This window comes from Stenotrophomonas humi, from assembly GCF_001431415.1.
Taxonomy (GTDB): domain Bacteria; phylum Pseudomonadota; class Gammaproteobacteria; order Xanthomonadales; family Xanthomonadaceae; genus Stenotrophomonas; species Stenotrophomonas humi.
Genome location: NZ_LDJI01000029.1, coordinates 50793 through 68849, shown reverse-complemented (window position 1 = coordinate 68849; position 18057 = coordinate 50793). Strand labels below are relative to the sequence as shown.

Below are 18057 nucleotides of genomic sequence, written 5' to 3'. Positions count from 1 at the left end.
AGGCCGTCGGCAACGATGATTCAGGCCGGCGGCGGGCCGAGTTTCAACGACAGGTCGATGGCCTGCACATGCTTGGTCAGCCCACCGATGGAAATACAGTCCACACCATCCTCGGCGATGGCGCGCAGGCCGACCAGATCAACGCTGCCTGATACCTCCAGCGGAATGCGACCGGCGGCGATGCGTACGGCATCGCGACGCATCGCGGGGCTGAAGTCGTCGATCAGGATGCGCTCGCAACCGGCCGCCAGAGCTTGCTCAAGCTGCTGCAGGTCTTCCACTTCCACCACCAGCGGCAACTGCGGCTGCTGCGCGCGCGCGGCATGCACGGCGGCGGTGAGCGAGCCGGCGGCGCGGATGTGGTTTTCCTTGAGCATCACCGTGTCGAACAGGCCAATGCGGTGGTTGTCACCGCCGCCGCAGCGCACCGCGTACTTCTGTGCCAGGCGCAGACCGGGCAGGGTTTTGCGGGTGTCGAGGATGCGTGCCTTGGTGCCGGCCACTGCGGCCACATGACGGGCGGTGATGGTCGCGGTGCCGGACAGGGTCTGCAGGAAGTTGAGCGAGGTGCGCTCGGCGCTGACCAGGCTGCGGCTGCGGCCCTGTAGCGTGGCCAGTACGGTGCCGGCCTTGACGTGGTCACCTTCCAGTACCCGCCAGTGGATCTGCACATCCGGGTCGAGCGCACGGTGGGTGGCATCAAACCAGGGTCGGCCGGCGATCACCGCATCCTGCTTGCACAGCAGGTAGGCGACATCGGCGCTGTCGGGCAACAGGGCGGCGGTGACGTCACCGCTGCCGATGTCCTCGGCCAGGGCGCGGACGACGTCGGCATCGATCTGTTCCGGCGGCGGTGCAAGCGGCGGGTGCGGCAGCATTACTTGCCCGGGAAGTCGGTGATCTGGGCGGTGTCGATGGCCTCATCGGCCAGCAGCACCGGGATGCCGTCTTCGACGCGGAATGCTTGTTTGCGGTCGCGGGTCACCAGGGCCTCGCGCAGGGCTTCGGTCTGGGCGCTGCCGTCGCTGCGGCTGACGGTGCCGGCGGCGATGGCGCGGTTCAGCGCTTCCAGGCCGGCGCTTTCCAGCTGGGCCAACGGCTGGCGGGTGTCCGGGGAGACGAGCAGGTCGAGCAGTTTGCGGTCCATCAGGTCGTGGTCTTGCGGGGAAGGCGGCTAGAATACGTCTTTGCAGCAGGTGACGGCCAATGACCCTCAACCCCTCCGTGCCGCTTGTCGGCATCGTCATGGGTTCCCGCTCCGATTGGGAAACCATGCAGCACGCTGCCCAGAAGCTTGATGCGCTGGGCGTTCCGTATGAAGTGAAGGTGGTTTCGGCGCACCGCACGCCGGACGTACTGTTCACCTATGCCGAGCAGGCGGGCCCGCGTGGCTTGCGCGCGATCATCGCCGGTGCCGGTGGCGCTGCGCACCTGCCGGGCATGCTGGCTGCCAAGACCGCCGTACCGGTGCTGGGCGTGCCGGTGCAGTCCAAGGCGCTGAACGGTATGGATTCGCTGTTGTCGATCGTGCAGATGCCGGCCGGCATCCCGGTTGCGACCTTCGCCATCGGCAACGCCGGTGCCTCCAATGCCGCGTTGTTTGCTGCGGCGATGCTGGCACCGGAGCAGCCGTCCATCGGTCAGGCGCTTGAGACATTCCGCACGCGCCAGACCGACGACGTGATGGCGGCGGACGACCCGCGCCAATGATCACCGTCGGTATTCTGGGCGGCGGCCAGCTGGCCCGCATGATGGTGTTGGCCGGTGCTCCGCTGGGCCTGCGTTTCGTGGTGTTCGACCCTGCGGCGGATGCCTGTGCCGGGCAGGTCGCGCCGCTGCAGGTAGGCGCCTTTGATGACACCGCCGCGCTGGCCGAATTTGCCGCAAGGGTGGATGTGGTCACCTTCGATTTCGAGAACGTGCCCGCTGCCAGCGCGCGCTGGTTGGCCGAGCGCAAGCCGGTCTATCCGAATCCGGTCGCATTGGCGGTGGCGCAGGACCGCCTGAGCGAGAAGACGCTGTTCCAGGAACTGGGAATCGCACTGCCGCCTTTCGCCGACATTCGCAGTCGCGACGAGCTGGCCGCCAAGGTGGCCGAGTTCGGCATGCCGTGCATCCTCAAGACGCGCCGCCTCGGCTATGACGGCAAAGGCCAGTTCCGCATTCGCAGCGAAGCCGATATCGACGCGGCGTGGCAGACGCTGGGTGCGCAGGTCGAGAAAACCGGCCTGATCCTTGAAGGGTTCGTGGCGTTCGACCGTGAAATCAGTGTGGTTGCCGTGCGCGCTCGCGATGGTGAATTCCGCGCGTGGCCGCTGACGGGCAACTGGCATGTGGACGGCGTGTTGTCGGCCAGTCTGGCGCCGGCCGTGGCTTCTTCGTCACAGCATGACACTGCCATCGACTACGCACGTCGCGTGGCCGAACGCCTCGATTACGTGGGCGTGTTCGCACTGGAATTGTTCTGCCGTGGCGATGCGCTGCTTGCCAATGAGATGGCGCCGCGCGTGCACAACTCCGGCCACTGGACCAGCGATGGTGCCGAAACCTCGCAGTTTGAGAACCACCTGCGCGCGGTGCTCGGTCTGCCGCTGGGCGACACCCGCATGCTTGGCCATGCCTGCATGCTGAACTGGATCGGGCAGATGCCTGAGGCGGGCCCGGTGCTGAACGAGTCGTCCGGTCATTGGCACGATTACGGCAAACAGTCGCGTGAAGGTCGCAAGGTGGGGCACGCCAACCTGCGTGACGACTCCGCCGTGGCCTTGGCGGACGCCCTGGAGCGGGTGGGCGAGGTCCTGGGTGTTCAGGCGCAGGTGGCGCCGGTGCTGGAAACGCTGCGCCGCTGAGGCGCAGCCGTTACATCGCCATAAGGTCCGCTGGCGTAGCGTCTCCGGTACTTCAACCGGAGACGTCCCATGTTGGATTGGAATGCGTATCGTCGTGAACTGAAAGGCCGCATCGGCGAGCTGGGCAAGCTGTCGCCCGATACGCTCAAAGGCTATCTCACGCTCAGTGGGGCTGGTGCGCAGACTGCGCATCTGGACGGCAAAACCCGCGAGCTGATCGCGCTGGCCGTGGCGGTGACCACGCGCTGCGATGGTTGCATCACCACGCATGTGGATGCGGCCTTGAAGCAGGGGGCGAGTCGCGAGGAGATCGCCGAGGCACTGGGTGTGGCCGTTGCCCTCAATGCTGGCGCGGCGATGGTGTACTCGGCCCGCGTGCTGGATGCGGTGGCCACTCACGACTGAGCCGGATTGGTGGCGCGGCGCCTGGCCCGGCCGGGCTTTGCCGCCATGCCTGTGCCGGGCATGGCGCGGTGCCGAGGGTGCTGCTCAGCGCAATTGCGAACTGACGAAATCCCAGTTCACCAGTTTCCAGAAGGCCTGCAGATAGCGAGCGCGCTCATTGCGGTAATCGCTGTAATAGGCGTGCTCCCATACATCGCAGACCAGCAGTGGCGTGCTGTCGCCGGTCAGTGGCGTGTTGGCATTGCGGGTGGTGGTGATGGCCAGCGTGCCGTCCGGGTGTTGCACCAGCCATGCCCAGCCGGAGCCAAATACGGCCATCGCGGCGCGGTTGAACTCCTCACGCAGCTTCTGCACGTCACCAAACTGCAGGTTGATGCGTTCGGCCAGTGCGCCATGGGGGTCGTCACCGGCGCGTGGATGCAGGCACTGCCAGAAGAACGCATGGTTCCAGGCCTGCGCTGCCGCCTCGAAAAGACTGCCCTGGCTGCCGCGGACGATGTCCTCCAGCGACAGTTCGTCCATCTCGGTGCCGGCGATGCGGGCATTGACCGCATCCACATAGGCGCGGTGATGGCGGCCATGGTGAAGGTCCAGTGTCTCTGCCGAAATGTGCGGTTGCAGCGCGGTGCGGGAGTAAGGCAGTTCAGGCAGTTGTACGGGCATGGGGCATTTCTTTTCGAGGCGAGGGCGTCGGGAGTGGGCCGGCTCGGCTTACAATTGGCGGCCACGGAAAGTCTATCCGACCAGGACAGGCCGTTCTTTCGCAGCAGGGAGAATTCGAATGCCGGTGATGGAGCAAATCCAGGCTGAGGTGGAACAGCATCCTCTCGTCCTGTTCATGAAGGGTACGCCGCAGTACCCGATGTGCGGTTATTCCAGTCGTGCGGTGCAGGCTCTGTTGGCCGCTGGTGCGGTCAACCTGCGCACGGTCAACGTGCTGGAGTTCCCCGAAGTGCGTGCCAATCTGCCGCGCTACTCGAACCTGCCGTCCTTCCCACAGTTTTATATGCACGGGGAGTTGATCGGCGGCTGCGACATCATCCTGGAACTCCTCGAATCCGGTGAGCTCAAGCGCATCGTTGCCGAGGCCGGACAAGCGTGAGTGCGCAGCCACGGAGTGCCGGGATGCCGGAACTGGGTGGCAGGGTGGTGTTGGTGGCGGGCGCGGCGGGTGGTTTGGGGGCTGCGGCCGCCAATGCCTGCGCGGCAGCCGGCGCCACGGTGGTATTGCTGGGGCGCAAGGTCGCCAAGCTCAATCGTGTCTATGACAGCGCCGCCCGGCTCGGGCCGGAGCCGCTGCTGTACCCGCTGGATCTGGAAGGCGCCAGCCCGGACGACTATGCGGCTTTGGCCGAGCGGTTGGAGTCCGAGCTGGGTCGGTTGGACGGGTTGCTGCATTGCGCCGCCAACTTCCCGGGGCTGACGCCGTTCGCGCTCGGTGATCCGGCAGCATTCGCGCGCGCCATCCACGTGAACCTGACCGCGCGTGCCTGGCTCACCCAGGCCTGCCTGCCGCTGTTGCGGCAACGCGAGGATGCGGCGGTCGTGTTCGCGCTGGATGACCCGCAAAGGGTTGGCCAGGCCTATTGGGGCGGCTACGGCGTGGCCCAGTACGGTTTGCGGGGCCTGCTGGACTCCCTGCATCACGAGCTCGGCAACGGGCCGGTCCGGGTCAGCGGTCTCCAGCCCGGGCCGATGCGCACCGGGCTGCGCGCGCGCGCATTCACTCATGAAGAAGATGCGGTGGCGGTCGACCCGGCGAACTACGCCGAGGCCTGCGTGCAGCTGCTGGCGGCCGGCGGCGCGCCGTGGCGGGGAAGGGTGCTGGAACTGCCTGCGTGACTGTCCTGTCGGCAGCCTTGATGCTGTTCCTGATCCTGGACCCGCTGGGCAACATCCCCGTCTTCCTGAGCCTGCTCAAGCCGCTGACGCCTCGGCGGCAGCGGGTGGTGCTGATCCGCGAGCTGCTGATTGCTTTGGTCGTGCTGATGGGCTTCCTGTGGGGCGGCCGCTATGCGCTCGAACTCATGCATCTGCGCCAGGAATCGGTGGCCATTGCGGGCGGTATCGTGTTGTTCCTGATCGGCATCCGCATGATCTTTCCCCGGCCGGAAGGTCTGATGGGGGCGGTGCCCGACGGCGAGCCCTTCATCGTGCCGATGGCCATCCCGCTGGTGGCCGGGCCCTCCGGCATGGCGGCGGTGATGCTGATGGGCAGCAACGAGCCGCATCGGCTGGGGGACTGGAGCCTGGCGCTGCTGTTGGCATGGGGTGCCACGGCCGCGATCCTGATGTCGGCACCGCTGCTTTACCGGCTGCTGGGGTCGCGCGCGCTGATCGCGCTGGAGCGGCTGATGGGCATGCTGCTTGTCGCCATTTCGGTGCAGATGCTGCTGGATGGATTGACGGCCTACCTCGCGTCGATCCATTAAGCGATTGATTTGGCGGTTTTTGTCTTGCTGCAGTGCCGCACGACTGTCTTATTCCAGTCATAAACAGTCATTACCGTGTTAACCTTATCTTAACCGTTGCGGCTGCAACCGCCTCGGTAAGGGACCCCCAGATTCAAGCCGATCAGGCGCCCGGTTGACCCCGGGGCTGAAGGATCGCGTTTTTTCTCAATCGCCAACTCGTTTCGAGGCTACCTAACCAATGAATCACCCTCATATCAGGATGTCCAAGCTTGCTCTGGGCCTGGTTGTCGCCCTTGCGGCCGCACCAGCTTTCGCCCAGAACACCTCCGCCGGCATCGGCGGTCAGGTCACCAACAACGGTGGTCAGCCGGTTGCTGGTGCTGAAGTCACCATCACCCACGTCGAGTCGGGCACGGTCAGCCGTGCAACCACCGATGCGGCTGGTCGTTACAACGCGCGCGGCCTGCGTGTCGGCGGCCCGTACACCATCACCATCAACAAGTCCGGTGAAGGCACCAAGACCGAAGAAGGCGTCTACCTGAGCCTGAGCCAGACCAACACCGTCAACGGTACCCTGGCCGGTGATCTTGCCGCGACCACGCTGGAAGCCGTGCAGGTCATGGCTGTGGGCGGCGGTTCGGACGTGTTCAGCGCCAACAAGATGGGTGCCGGTACCTCGGTGTCGCAGCAGCAGATCGAAGCGCTGCCGTCGATCAACCGCAACATCCAGGACTACGTGCGTCTGGATCCGCGCATCAGCCAGAGCGACAAGTCGCGTGGCGAACTGACCGTGGGTGGTCAGAACCCGCGTTTCAACGCGATCCGCATCGACGGCATCAACACCAGCGACACCTTCGGCCTGGAATCCAACGGCTTCCCGACCATGCGTCAGCCGGTGTCGATGGATGCCATCGAAGCGATCAACATTGACGTCTCCAACTACGACACCACCATCACCGGCGCTACCGGCGCTGTGGTCGATGCCGTGACCAAGTCGGGTACCAATGAATTCCACGGTTCGGTCTACGGCACCTACCGTGACAAGGACATGGTGGGTGATCACCCGGTCACCGACGCCAAGTTCAACGGCTTCGAAGATGAGAAGACCTGGGGCGCGACCTTCGGCGGCCCGATCATCAAGGACAAGCTGTTCTTCTTCGCCAACTACGAGAAGTACGAGCGCAGCCGCGCTGCACAGTCCTACGGTCCGCGTGGCTCCAATGCGACCAACGTGGTCGATATCGATCCGAGCTTCATCGCTGAAGCCCAGAAGATCGCAAAGGACGTCTACGGCGTTGACATCGGCACGCTGGACGCACCTGCTGAAACCAAGCAGGAAGTCGAAGAGTACGCCGTCAAGCTGGACTGGAACATCAACGAAGACCACCGCGTCTCGGCCCGTTTCTCCAAGCTGGAGCAGGTTGATCCGAACCTGGTGGGCAGCAGCCGCTCCACCTCCTACGGTGGCCACGGCATCTCCACCGCCGGTCCGGCGCTGGGTCTGAGCAGCCGTTGGTACGACATCAACAAGGAAGTGAAGACCAGCGTCATCCAGCTGTTCAGTGACTGGAACGAAAACTTCTCCACCGAGTTCAAGGTCGGCCGTCGCACCTATGATTCGCTGAGCAACGTTTACTCGAAGCTGCCGCAGATCATCATCGGCGGTGGCCCGGGCAACTCGGCAGTCGCTCCGCCGTACCTCAATGCCGGTGCCGACGAATTCCGTCACGGCAATGACATCAGCACCAAGACCACCAACGCCTACGGCGCTGCCAACTGGTACATCGGTGATCACACCCTGAAGTTCGGTTTTGATTGGGAATCGAACGAAATCTACAACCTGTACGCGCAGAACATCTGGGGCACCTACGGCTTTGCCAACCTGGATGATTTCCGTAACGGTCACTACTGGGTGTATGACCTGAATGCACCGGTCCCGGGCAAGGGCATGGATTCGGTCGCGATGCAGTACAAGCACCGCAACACCGGCCTGTTCGTGCAGGACACCTGGGCGGTGAACTACAACTTGAACCTGATGTTCGGCCTGCGCGTCGATATTCCGGACCTGGACGACGTTCCGGTGCACAACGAGCTGGTGCAGAAGATCTACGGTTATGACAACCGTCAGACCCTGGACAAGGCACTGGTGCAGCCGCGCTTCGGCTTCAACTACACCTTCGACAGCGAGCGTCCGACGCAGCTGCGTGGCGGCCTGGGCCTGTTCCAGGGTGCTGCAGCCAACGTGTGGGTGGGTAACTCCTACCAGAACAGCGGTTTCGGCCTGATCGGTTACAACCAGCGCATCACCGCCGGCATGACGCAGGCGCAGCGCGAGGCGATCTGGGCGAGCCTGCCGGTCTCGCTGGATCCGAACAACCCGACCGTACCGTCGCCGGCTTCGGGCTACAGCATGATGGTCAACCTGATGGAGAAGGGCATCCGTCAGCCGTCCGTGTGGAAGGCCAACCTGGCGTTCGATCACGAGCTGCCGTGGTACGGCATCGTGGGCTCGGTCGAGTTGCTGCATACCAAGGTCAAGGACGCCATCGCGTTCCAGCGCCTGGATCTGGGCAACGTCAATGCCGTGCGCGGTCAGGACGGTCGTGAGATGTACTGGTCCAACGCGTACGCCGGCACCGGTGTTCGTGCAGGCAGCAACACCAACGTGGGCGCCATCGCTGACACGATCCCGGGCTACGAGAACGTGACCGGCTGGCACAACGACGGTGTGATTCTGTTGAAGAACACCGACAAGGGTCGCAGCACCCAGTTCACCGCCAGCCTGAGCAAGCCGCTGACCGATGTGTGGGGCTGGTCGCTGGGTTACACCTACACCGACGCCACCGAAGTCAGCCCGCTGACCTCCTCGCGTGCCATCTCCAACTGGAACAACGTCGCCGGTCTCAACCCGAATGACGTGGTTGCCGGTACGTCCAACTACGAGATCAAGAACCGTTTCACCGGCAGCCTGCAGTTCCGCAAGGCGTTCTTCGGTGACAACTACACCACCTTCTCGATGTTCTACGAAGGCCGTTCGGGTCTGCCGTACAGCTGGCGCTTCCTGAACGATGCCAACGGTGATGGTTACAGCAACGACCTGTTCTATGTGCCGGGTGGCCGTGGTGACGTGAAGTTCACCGGCGGTGCGGCGATGGAAGACGCCTTCTTCGCATGGCTGGATGGTCAGGAAGGTCTGGCGGCATACCGTGGTGGCGTTGCTCCGCGCAACAGCCAGCGCAATGCCTGGGTCAACACCTTCGACGTGCGCATCAGCCAGGAACTGCCGACCTTCTTCAAGGGTCACAAGGCTGAGATCTGGCTGGACATCATGAACGTCGGCAACCTGCTGAATAAGGATTGGGGGCAGGTCAGCTATGCCTCGCCGTTCAGCGATCGCGGCGCTGCGACCTTCGCAGGTATCGATCAGGCCACTGGCAAGTACATCTACAACTTCGACGCGAACAAGGTCACCAAGGTCAACCTGACCGATTGGGAATCGCGTTGGTCGATGCAGGTGGGCTTCCGCTACAAGTTCTGATCGCTTGATTGATCGGATGTAAACCGAAAACGGCCGGGGCAACCCGGCCGTTTTCCTTTTCATGGGGGCAGCGCTAAAGTCGATCGCCAATGAGAAGGAGTTGAAGTGGAAATGACCAAGAGTGAAGGGGCAGCGAGGGCGCTGCCGGTGCAGGATGCGCGCATCTACCCGCGTGGTGGGCTGGATGTGCTTTCGCGTACGGAAGTGGCGCGGCTGCGCGACGCCTCCGGTGGCGGCATGCATGAGTTGCTGCGCCGTTGTGCGCTGGCCGTGCTGACCAGTGGCAGCGCGTCGGATGACCCGCGTGCTGCGCGCGATCTTTATCCGGATTTCGATGTGCAAGTAACGCAGCAGGACCGCGGTGTCCGCATCGACCTGAGCAATGCACCGGCGGCGGCCTTCGTCGACGGTGAGATCATCCGCGGTATCGCCGAGCTGCTGTTCTCGGTGGTGCGCGACCTGGCCTACATGGCCATCGAGCTGGGCCCGGAATATGCGTCGGACCTGGAAACCTCCGACGGCATCACCAACGCGGTGTTCGGCGTACTGCGCAATGCGCGCATCCTGCAGCCGAGCGATCCGAACCTGGTGGTGTGCTGGGGTGGTCACTCGATTTCGCGTGACGAGTATCTGTACACCAAGCAGGTGGGTTACGAGCTCGGCTTGCGCGGACTGGATATCTGCACTGGTTGTGGGCCGGGGGCGATGAAGGGGCCGATGAAGGGCGCCACCATTGCCCATGCAAAGCAGCGCAAGACCAATACGCGTTATATCGGCATCACCGAGCCGGGCATCATCGCCGCCGAATCGCCGAATCCGATCGTGAATCACCTGGTGATCATGCCGGACATCGAGAAGCGGCTGGAGGCGTTTGTCCGTCTGGGTCACGGCATCATCGTGTTCCCGGGTGGCGTGGGTACCGCCGAGGAAATCCTGTATCTGCTCGGCATTCTGCTGCGCGAGGAGAACAAGGAACTGCCGTTCCCGTTGATCCTCAGTGGCCCGGCCATCGCGGCGCCTTACTTCGAGCAGATTGATCGTTTCATCCGCCTGACGTTGGGTGACAAGGCCGCTGAGCGGTACGAGATCGTCGTCGGCGATCCGGTTGGCGTTGCCCGCAGGATGGCGCAGGGCATCAAGCGCGTGCGCGAGTTCCGCTTGGCTCAACGCGATTCGTTCTTCTACAACTGGCAGGTGGAGATTCCGCTGGAGTACCAGCAGCCGTTCGTGCCGACCCATGAAGCCATGGCTGGCTTGAACCTGCACAAGGGACGCCCGGCGCCGGATCTGGCGGCCGACCTGCGACGTGCGTTCTCCGGCATCGTTGCCGGCAACGTCAAGGAAGAAAGCATGCGTCGCATCGAGGAGTTTGGGCCGTTCAAGATCCACGGCGACACCGAGATGATGCAGGCCCTGGATGAGCTGCTGCGTGCATTCGTCGAACAGCGCCGCATGAAGATTTCCGGTGAGTACCACCCCTGCTACCAGGTGGTGGCTTGATCGTCGGCGCCTGATCGCGCCTGGATGCCCCCTTCGTGCAATGCGAAGGGGGCTGCGCTACTCAGGTTGGCAGGGTGACGGTGGTGATATGCCGTCCGTTCTCAATGCGAGTGACGACGTCGCCCTCGCCGTTGGTCATGGCCTGGATGCGGGCCCTGGTGGATTTCAGCCCAACCTTGTGACCGTTGCGCAGCGGCCGCGTACCTGCTGCAGGCAGGTCGTTCTCGATCGTGACGATGATCTGCTGTTTGCCCTGTGCGACGGAGATGCGGATTTCACCGCCTTCGGGCGATGGCTCGATGCCGTGATGGATGGCGTTCTCGACCAGCGGCTGGATGGAAAGCGTGGGTACCTGCAGTTGCGGGAGTGGCGAGGGCAGCTCCCAGTGGACGCGCATGCGCTCGCCGAAACGCAGTGCCTCGATCTCCACATATCGACGGGAGAGCGCGATTTCCTCGGCCAGCGGGATTTCCTGAGGTCCGGCAAGCGCAGCGCGGAACAGGTCGGCCAGGTCCAGCAGCAGGCGCTCGGCATCCTCCGGCCGCTGGTGTACCAGCGCCGCACCGGTGTTGAGCGTATTGAACAGGAAGTGGGGGCGGATGCGGGCCTGAAGCGCTTCCAGCTCAGCCTGCTTGGCGCGCACGGCAAGCTGGCGGGCACGCCAGTGGTTCTGGAAGGCGGCCAGGCCTAGGAGGCCGAAGGTGATGACGATGCCGGTAAAGCGCAGCAGCGTGGGGAGCCAGTTCTCCGACGAAATGAGCAGCAGGCTCCTGAGTACCCACCAGCTGGCGATGCAGACCAGCAGATTGCAGGCCACCAGGACGAGCAAGGTGATGTTGGCGATCCAGGTGGGAGGAAGGCGGGACAACGGATTGCGTAGCAGGTACAGCGCTCCCAGTGCCGACAGCGAGATCCACTGCACCATCAGGGAGAGTGCGCCGAACAGCACCCAGCGGTTGCCGATATGCTCCGGCGCCAGGGCAAGGATGATCGCGAGTCCTTCGCCGGCCAGGATCGTCCAGATGATCGCCGGTGCTTTCCAGAGGGTGTCCAGCGGCGTGAGGGTGGGCTTTTCTGGCATGGGCGGAATGGATGCTGCCATTGGTCATGAGCGAAGTGCCGCCCATCGGTCTGGACGTGACGGGAGGACGGGGCTGGCTTAGCGTGTCAGCTTAGTCAATCTGGGGAGCTTGCGCATGGTCGGGAACATTCCGGCGGGGAGCGTAAGAGTGTTTGGGAAACGCTACGATAAGGGCTTTACGCTCGTCGAGCTGATGGTCACGGTGGCGGTGGCGGGGATCATCGCGGCCATTGCTGCTCCCAGTTTCAGCAAAATGATCAGTCACAACCGTCTGGTATCCAGCGGTAACGAAATGATCGCGGGCCTGCAGATCGCCCGTACCGAGGCAATTTCGCGGCGGCAGGCGACGACCTTCTGTCCCAGTAGCGATGGCGCGAGCTGCTCGAACACGGTAGGTAGTCAGTGGATAGTTCTCTCGACCGTGAACGGCGCTCCCACAGTACTGCGCTCGGTTGCGGCAAATCCGAAGGTTTCTGTGAAAACGAGCGCCAACGTTACCGGAGGCAACACGCGCATTACCTTTACGCCCTCGGGCTTTGTCCAGGTAGGTGCAAAAAGTAGTGGCACCATCTCGATGTGTGCTGCGGACCTGACCGGGCAGAACGCGGTGGACATTTCTGCTGCGGTGGTGCGCATCACCAGCGCCCGTCGTGAAGCTGGGGCGAACTGCTCCGCTCCGGGAGACATATGAATATGAAGAACGCAGCGTGCATGAGCTCGATGCCAGCCCGGCAACGCGGCATCGGCATGATCGAAGTGATGGTCGCGGTGCTGATCCTGGCAATCGGAGTGCTGGGTATCGCCGCGTTGCAGGCAATTACCCTGAAGAACACCGGTAGCTCCGCAAGCCGTACCCAAGCGGCAGTGCAGGTGTATTCGATGATGGACATCATCCGTGCCGATCGCGAGAACGTATCTGCCTACAACACGAATATCTATGTCGATGGTCAAGGCTCGGGAGACCCAGGCAGCATGGATGCTTGGCTGACTGGGTTGAAGCAGACCGTGGCACCTGACGCCAAAGGCAGGGTGGTCTGCGTGCAGAACACCATGACCTGCTCGGTGGGCGTGCAGTGGAATGACGAGCGCGGTACGGGTGGCGACTCGCAGGAACAAGTCGAGGTAACCAGCCAGCTATGAATACCAATATGGGCGCCCGTCAGCGGGGCTTTACGCTGATCGAATTGATGGTTGCGCTGTTACTGGGCCTGCTTGTGGTGGCTGCTGCGGGTAGTATTTTCATGTCGAACCGACGCGTTTATGGCGCCAGTGAGATGGTGAATCGCATCCAGGAAAACCAGCGCGCCGCCTTTGAACTTATTGCACGGGACATCCGCGAGGCGGGTATGAATCCATGTTCGCGCTTCAATGCCGCCAATCCGATCACGGTGCAGATCACGGCGCCGGATGCGCAATTCTGGGATCGATTTGCCAACGGCGTGTTTGGTGGTACGAACGGCGGGCGTGATTTCGTTTCCCTATACCTGGCCAATGGCCCGCAGTACCGGGTTACGCAGCATTCCCGGCCGGATAACGCCTTGACATTGAATTCTGCGAGCGGAATTGAAGCAGGCAAGCCGCTGCTGGTTTGCAACAGCGATCACGCCATTGCATTTTCGGTTACCGGTATTTCCGGTGCGACAGTGCAGCATGCTGCCGGCGCGAACTGTGGTGCGGGTTTCACGACAGCGCCTGAAGCCGGGAAGTGCAGCGAAACGGTGTCTGGTCCCGGTTATTGCTTCCATATCGAAGGTGTGCCGAGCGCAGCTGATTCACTTGCATGTCCGCGCGGTATCGGACGCTCGCCTGCGTTCGTGGTAGCGCCGTACGAAGCACGATGGACGGTGGAGGATAACGGTCGCGGTGGAACTTCGTTGTATCGCACTGCGCAGAATGTTCGCAGCGAAGTTGCCGAGGGCGTCACCGCCATGACCGTGGGTTACAAGGTCGGTGATGCTTCTGGCTATGTGGATGCTGCAAGCGTGGCCGGAGGCAACAACTGGACGTTGGTGACGGCGATCCATCTGGCGATGACTTTCCAGGCGCAACGCGGTGCAATGGCGGCGAGTGACGTGCGTGACGACGAAGGCAATGTGCTGCAAAGAACAATGCAGGACGTCATCGTGCTGCGGAACCATCAGGACAACATCCTATGAAAACGATGCATTCCTTTTCGATGCGGAAGGAGCAATCCGGTGCGGCTCTGATCGTGGTGTTGATGTTGCTGGTTGTCATCACCCTGCTGGGCCTGGCCTCGATGCGGGGCGCCATCATGCAGGAGCGTATGGCTGCCAATACGATTTCCCGTGGTCTGGCGTTTCAGGTGGCTGAAGCCGGGCTGCGCCAAGCTGAAATCATGGTGCGTGATGCTGCGGCCATCAGTTTTCCTTCTTCCGGTTGTTCCAACGGTCGCTGTGCGATGCCGAAACCCGACGCCGAGCCTGTATGGGCTGCGAAGGATTTCTGGGCCAATGGTGGGAGCCAGTATCAGACGGGTGCACAGGTGAAGAGCTATGACGGTGAGGTTGCGATCTCGCCGCGCTTCGTGATCGAAGACTTTGGTACCTCGGTCAGTGGTGGTGGTGCTTCGGACTGTGTCGACGTGTCCAAAGCCTGCATCAGTACTGCTGAGCAGAGCGTTTACCGCATCACCGCCTATGCCGCCACGCCTTCGGGCGCGGAGGTCATTGTCCAATCGCTGTATCGCCGCTGACGGGGCACGCCATGAAATCCAATCCTGATTCCAAACATGCTCTGGCCGAGCGTATCCGCATCGGCATGTGTACCGCGCTGGTATCGATGATGGCGGCCGCATCGGCGCAGGCTGCTGACACGACTTCGTTTCCGAACTATCCGCTGCTGACAGGTGGTGATGCCATTCCGCCAAACATCATGCTGATCCTGGATGACTCGGGTTCGATGCAGGCTGTGCATATGCCTTCGGACAAGTATTCGCTGAATGACAACGTCAGCGATCGTGCTTATGTGAACAACACGCTTTATTACAACCCTGATCGCGATTATCACTCGTGGCGCACATCGAGCGTCAATCTCGACGATCGCCTGGGTGCTGCGAATTTCAAGTCGGTTTCCTCGTCTATTACCGGTACGGGAAGCCAGAATTTGGATCTGCGAGACAGCGAAGAGTCGTACTTTTATATTCCCAAGCCAGGCATCACCAATCCGGGTACGGTCGCAAGCAGGTATGACAAGTATCGTATAGCCAGCTCGACCTCGTCGCAGAGCTCTGGTGGTGGCGTGGTGCAGCGTCAATCGCCTGAATCCAGTCAGATACTTAATGATCGGATTTCTTCCATAGCGGGCAACGGCCGTTCTGATTGCTTTGCCGTGCCGGTGTCTGGTTGGGAAGCCTTGGTGCTCAGGATTTCGGGTAATCAGAACACCCGGCTGTATGTCTACTCGTCCAGCAATTGCAGTTCCGGACAACTTGATAGCTACACCGGCAGTGACAATCCCAAGAGTCTGGCCCTGGACGTTACGTCACTGACGACCGTCTATTTCCAGGTTTTGAACGGGAGCCGTAATTCGATATCCAATATCAGCTACACGGCAACGGTTTCGCGCAACTGGGTGGATGAAACGCCACCGCGTACCAGCAAAGATGCCAGTGGCAATGCTCAGGCGCCGCGAGGACAGGCTGCAGAGCTGCAGAATTTTGCCAATTGGTACCAGTACCACCGGACCCGCAATAAGATGGCCAAGGCGGGCGCATCTGAAGCATTTGGCCGTTTGGGTAAGAATTTCCGAGTGGGCTTTGACACCATCTGGAACAAGGGTGGTAGCCGGACTGACGTTGGGGGGGCTGTTCCGGCGTATCCAATTCCTTATCAAACCGAGGATGGATTGTTTGTAGACGGCAATCGCGACACGTTCTATAGCCGCCTGCAGGCAGCCAGTGCCGGTGGCAATACACCGTTGCATGGCGCGTTGCAGCGGGCGGGTCGCTACTTCAGTAGTGATGATCCGTGGAAGGACAGTACGGGCAACATGCTTGCTTGTCGCCAGAACTATGCATTGCTGACCACTGATGGTTACTGGAATCAGGCCGACAACGCGGGTGGCTACACATCAAAACTGGGGAATGCCGACAAGGGCAGTACTTACGGAGACAACTATTCCGATACGTTGGCCGATGTGGCATATCACTATTGGAAGACTGATCTGAAGCCGACGCTCGCCAACGACGATACGCTGAATACGTGGCAGAACATGGTGACGTTTGGTATCTCGATCGGTCTGCAGGGAACGTTGGATCCGACCAAGCCGCCGCCGAGCACGTGGCCTGATCCCATCAGGAACTCTGGTGGACAGCGTATTGATGATCTGTGGCATGCCAGCCTCAATGGGCAAGGCAGTTTCGTGGTTGCCACGGATACAGACAAATTCGCGGATGCATTGGACGAAGCACTCAAGAATATCGCTGCACGCAGTGCATCCGGTTCCAATATTGCGTCCAGCTCGACCAAGACGGAATCCACCACGCTGACTTTCGTGGCCGGGTTTACCTCCAATACCTGGATTGGCGACATGATCGCCAGTCCCTTCAATGCGGCGTTGACCGGTGTGTCGAATACACCGCTTTGGGCGCTGTCCAAGACTTTTGCTGCCGGTGGTGTCAATGCCAATTTTGCACAGCGCACCGTATTGACCGGCTTTGGCGGAACGCCGCAGGTGTTCAACACCGCGCTGCCTTCCTCCAGCGTGTTTGCACGTGCCGCGACAGGTACCGCTGCTGCGGTCACTGCGGCGGACAACATCGACTACCTGCGTGGTGTCCAGAGCAAGGAAGAAGGGCAGAAGGATGGCACGCTGCGCAAGCGCGCTTACCCGCTGGGTGACATTGTGGATTCCTCACCGGCGTTCGTGGAGGATTCCGGCACTGTATTCGTTGGGGCGAATGACGGCATGCTGCACGCCATCAGCGTGAAGGATGGCAAGATCCTGTTCTCCTATGTACCCAAGGGTCTGGATTTCGAGGAAATGGCGAAGCTCAGTTCACCGGACTATGAGCACCATTATTTCGTTGATGGCCAGATGGATGTAATCAGTCGTGCCAATCAGGGCAACAGCAAGAACATCCTGGTGGCGGCCTTGGGTCGCGGCGGTCGAGGCGTGTTTGCACTCGATGTGACCAATCCCACATCGATGGGCGCATCCAACGTGCTGTGGGATCAGACGTTCCAGACGCCGAAGTCGGGCGCGGATCCTGATGGAGACATGGGCTACGTGTTCGGTGCAGTTCGCATCCGCAACGGTAACGCCGGCAAGACATATGCGCTGGTGCCCAATGGCATCGATAGTCCCAACGGATCGGCGACGCTGTACGCCTATGAGTTGTCAGCAACCGGTTCGGTGATCAAGACGCATAAGCTGGTTGCTGCCACGGGCTCGGGCAATGGCCTGATGTCTACGGGCATGGCCGATCTCAATGGTGACGGCAAGATCGACGTGGTCTATGGCGGTGACCTGAAGGGCAATATCTGGCGCTGGAACTTCGAGGGTACCAATCCGGGTGCTGCTGTGAAATTGTTCCAGGCAGTTGATTCAAAGGGCGCGCCGCAAGCGATTACCGGTGGATTGGGTGTGGGGCGTGATACGTCGGGCAAGGTGTTTGTCGGCTTTGGTACCGGCCGCTTCATCTCCAACTCCGACGTTCCCGGTGACGGCATTACCTCCCAGGTTCAGAGCATCTACGGGATCATTGATACGAATACGACGATCGCCGGCCGCGCAGCGCTGGAAGCACGGACCATTCCGTTCTCCGGCAAGACCAAGGATGGGAACGACGCTCGTGGCTTCGAGGCATACTCGGTGTTGGGTGGTAGCAAGCAGGGGTGGTTCATCGACCTACCGGTTCCGGAGCGAGTGACCTCGGGACCGACGATCTATGGCTCGGCGATGTATCTGACATCGGTGATTCCAGCCACGGGCGTGGATTGTAGTGGCGCCAGCGGCACGGGCTTCGTCAATGCCATCAATCTCTTCACCGGTACCAGTCCCAAGAGCGGCGGCTACTTTGTCGACGGAACGGGCTTGACCGACAAGGATGGAAACAGCGGTGTCATTGGCTCTGTGGGAGTCAAGGGCGGTATGCCGACCGAAGTGAATCTGACCGATACGCTTGTGACGGTGGGTACCGGTACCGGGCCAAGCGACCTGAGTAGCGGCACAAAGAGTGACGAGATCAATCCGCCCACTGGTGGTCGGCCCAGTCGCATCAGCTGGCGTGAGATCGTGGCGCAATGAATC

18 protein-coding genes are annotated in these 18057 nt (G+C 61.7%); 13 read left to right on the top strand and 5 right to left on the bottom strand.

Translation table 11 applies throughout. From position 1 onward, the window contains the following. Window positions 1–20 precede the first annotated feature (20 nt). Together nadC and ABB26_RS15490 are read right to left on the bottom strand one after the other, a co-directional pair. A complete protein-coding gene (gene nadC, locus ABB26_RS15495) occupies window positions 21–878 on the bottom strand; it encodes a carboxylating nicotinate-nucleotide diphosphorylase (protein WP_057635610.1) in 858 nt (285 codons plus the stop codon). Then, window positions 878–1147: a Trm112 family protein gene (locus ABB26_RS15490; protein ID WP_057635609.1), complete on the bottom strand. Its 270-nt coding sequence runs from the start codon at window positions 1145–1147 to the stop codon at window positions 878–880. The genes nadC and ABB26_RS15490 overlap by 1 nt, the downstream gene beginning before the upstream one ends. Before the next feature lie 59 nt (window positions 1148–1206). Here ABB26_RS15490 and purE point away from each other — a divergent pair, with 59 nt between their 5' ends. From purE to ABB26_RS15475, 3 genes are all read left to right on the top strand, one after another. Continuing rightward, on the top strand, window positions 1207–1710 hold the full coding sequence (gene purE, locus ABB26_RS15485) for a 5-(carboxyamino)imidazole ribonucleotide mutase (RefSeq protein ID WP_057635608.1): 504 nt from the start codon (window positions 1207–1209) through the stop codon (window positions 1708–1710). Beyond that, entirely contained in the window at window positions 1707–2849 is a 1143-nt protein-coding gene (locus ABB26_RS15480) for a 5-(carboxyamino)imidazole ribonucleotide synthase (RefSeq protein WP_057635607.1), read from the top strand. Before purE ends, ABB26_RS15480 begins: the two co-directional genes overlap by 4 nt. A 69-nt stretch (window positions 2850–2918) precedes the next feature. Beyond that, window positions 2919–3254 (top strand): carboxymuconolactone decarboxylase family protein, encoded by a 336-nt coding sequence (locus ABB26_RS15475; RefSeq protein ID WP_057635606.1) that lies wholly within the window; start codon window positions 2919–2921, stop codon window positions 3252–3254. 84 nt (window positions 3255–3338) lie between these two features. On the opposite strand, the gene ABB26_RS15470 is transcribed toward ABB26_RS15475, so the two are convergent. After that, a complete protein-coding gene (locus ABB26_RS15470; RefSeq protein ID WP_057635605.1) occupies window positions 3339–3917 on the bottom strand; it encodes a superoxide dismutase in 579 nt (192 codons plus the stop codon). 118 nt (window positions 3918–4035) lie between these two features. Between ABB26_RS15470 and grxD the strand changes: the two genes are divergently transcribed. The 5 genes from grxD (at window position 4036) to ppnN (ending at window position 10706) form a co-directional block, all read left to right on the top strand. Then, entirely contained in the window at window positions 4036–4356 is a 321-nt protein-coding gene (grxD, locus tag ABB26_RS15465) for a Grx4 family monothiol glutaredoxin (protein ID WP_057635604.1), read from the top strand. A 23-nt stretch (window positions 4357–4379) separates the two neighbouring features. Then, window positions 4380–5096, top strand: coding sequence for an SDR family NAD(P)-dependent oxidoreductase (locus tag ABB26_RS15460; protein ID WP_057635603.1), 717 nt, complete (start codon window positions 4380–4382; stop codon window positions 5094–5096). Further along, window positions 5093–5686, top strand: a complete 594-nt coding sequence (locus ABB26_RS15455) for a YhgN family NAAT transporter (protein ID WP_057635602.1) — start codon at window positions 5093–5095, stop codon at window positions 5684–5686. Before ABB26_RS15460 ends, ABB26_RS15455 begins: the two co-directional genes overlap by 4 nt. Before the next feature lie 220 nt (window positions 5687–5906). Next, a complete protein-coding gene (locus ABB26_RS15450) occupies window positions 5907–9206 on the top strand; it encodes a TonB-dependent receptor (RefSeq protein ID WP_057635601.1) in 3300 nt (1099 codons plus the stop codon). A gap of 111 nt (window positions 9207–9317) precedes the next feature. Next, complete coding sequence (gene ppnN, locus ABB26_RS15445; RefSeq protein ID WP_057635600.1) at window positions 9318–10706, top strand: nucleotide 5'-monophosphate nucleosidase PpnN; 1389 nt, start codon at window positions 9318–9320, stop codon at window positions 10704–10706. A 61-nt stretch (window positions 10707–10767) separates the two neighbouring features. Here the strand turns inward: ppnN and ABB26_RS15440 are convergent, their stop codons facing one another. After that, window positions 10768–11787 carry a sensor histidine kinase gene (locus ABB26_RS15440; protein WP_152982707.1) on the bottom strand — a complete coding sequence of 340 codons (1020 nt, stop codon included), beginning with the start codon at window positions 11785–11787 and terminating at the stop codon, window positions 10768–10770. Window positions 11788–11902: 115 nt separating this feature from the next. Between ABB26_RS15440 and ABB26_RS15435 the strand changes: the two genes are divergently transcribed. Genes ABB26_RS15435 through ABB26_RS15420 form a run of 4 tightly spaced genes read left to right on the top strand, consistent with a single transcriptional unit; the run spans window position 11903 to window position 14500 of the window. Next, window positions 11903–12478, top strand: coding sequence for a GspH/FimT family pseudopilin (locus ABB26_RS15435; RefSeq protein ID WP_057635598.1), 576 nt, complete (start codon window positions 11903–11905; stop codon window positions 12476–12478). Window positions 12479–12498: 20 nt separating this feature from the next. Further along, window positions 12499–12927, top strand: coding sequence for a type IV pilus modification protein PilV (pilV, locus tag ABB26_RS15430; protein WP_161809067.1), 429 nt, complete (start codon window positions 12499–12501; stop codon window positions 12925–12927). Beyond that, window positions 12924–13943, top strand: a complete 1020-nt coding sequence (locus tag ABB26_RS15425; protein ID WP_057635596.1) for a PilW family protein — start codon at window positions 12924–12926, stop codon at window positions 13941–13943. Before pilV ends, ABB26_RS15425 begins: the two co-directional genes overlap by 4 nt. A gap of 20 nt (window positions 13944–13963) precedes the next feature. Next, the gene (locus tag ABB26_RS15420; protein ID WP_161809066.1) at window positions 13964–14500 is read left to right on the top strand and encodes a pilus assembly PilX family protein; all 537 of its coding nucleotides are present in this window, start codon (window positions 13964–13966) and stop codon (window positions 14498–14500) included. Here the strand turns inward: ABB26_RS15420 and ABB26_RS19710 are convergent. Continuing rightward, on the bottom strand, window positions 14472–14567 hold the full coding sequence (locus ABB26_RS19710) for a hypothetical protein (protein WP_425477268.1): 96 nt from the start codon (window positions 14565–14567) through the stop codon (window positions 14472–14474). The two genes, ABB26_RS15420 and ABB26_RS19710, sit on opposite strands and share 29 nt — an antisense overlap. On the opposite strand from ABB26_RS19710, the gene ABB26_RS15415 reads away from it, so the two are divergent. Continuing rightward, window positions 14566–18054, top strand: a complete 3489-nt coding sequence (locus ABB26_RS15415) for a pilus assembly protein (protein ID WP_425477267.1) — start codon at window positions 14566–14568, stop codon at window positions 18052–18054. The genes ABB26_RS19710 and ABB26_RS15415 overlap by 2 nt on opposite strands. The last annotated feature ends 3 nt before the right edge of the window (window positions 18055–18057 follow it).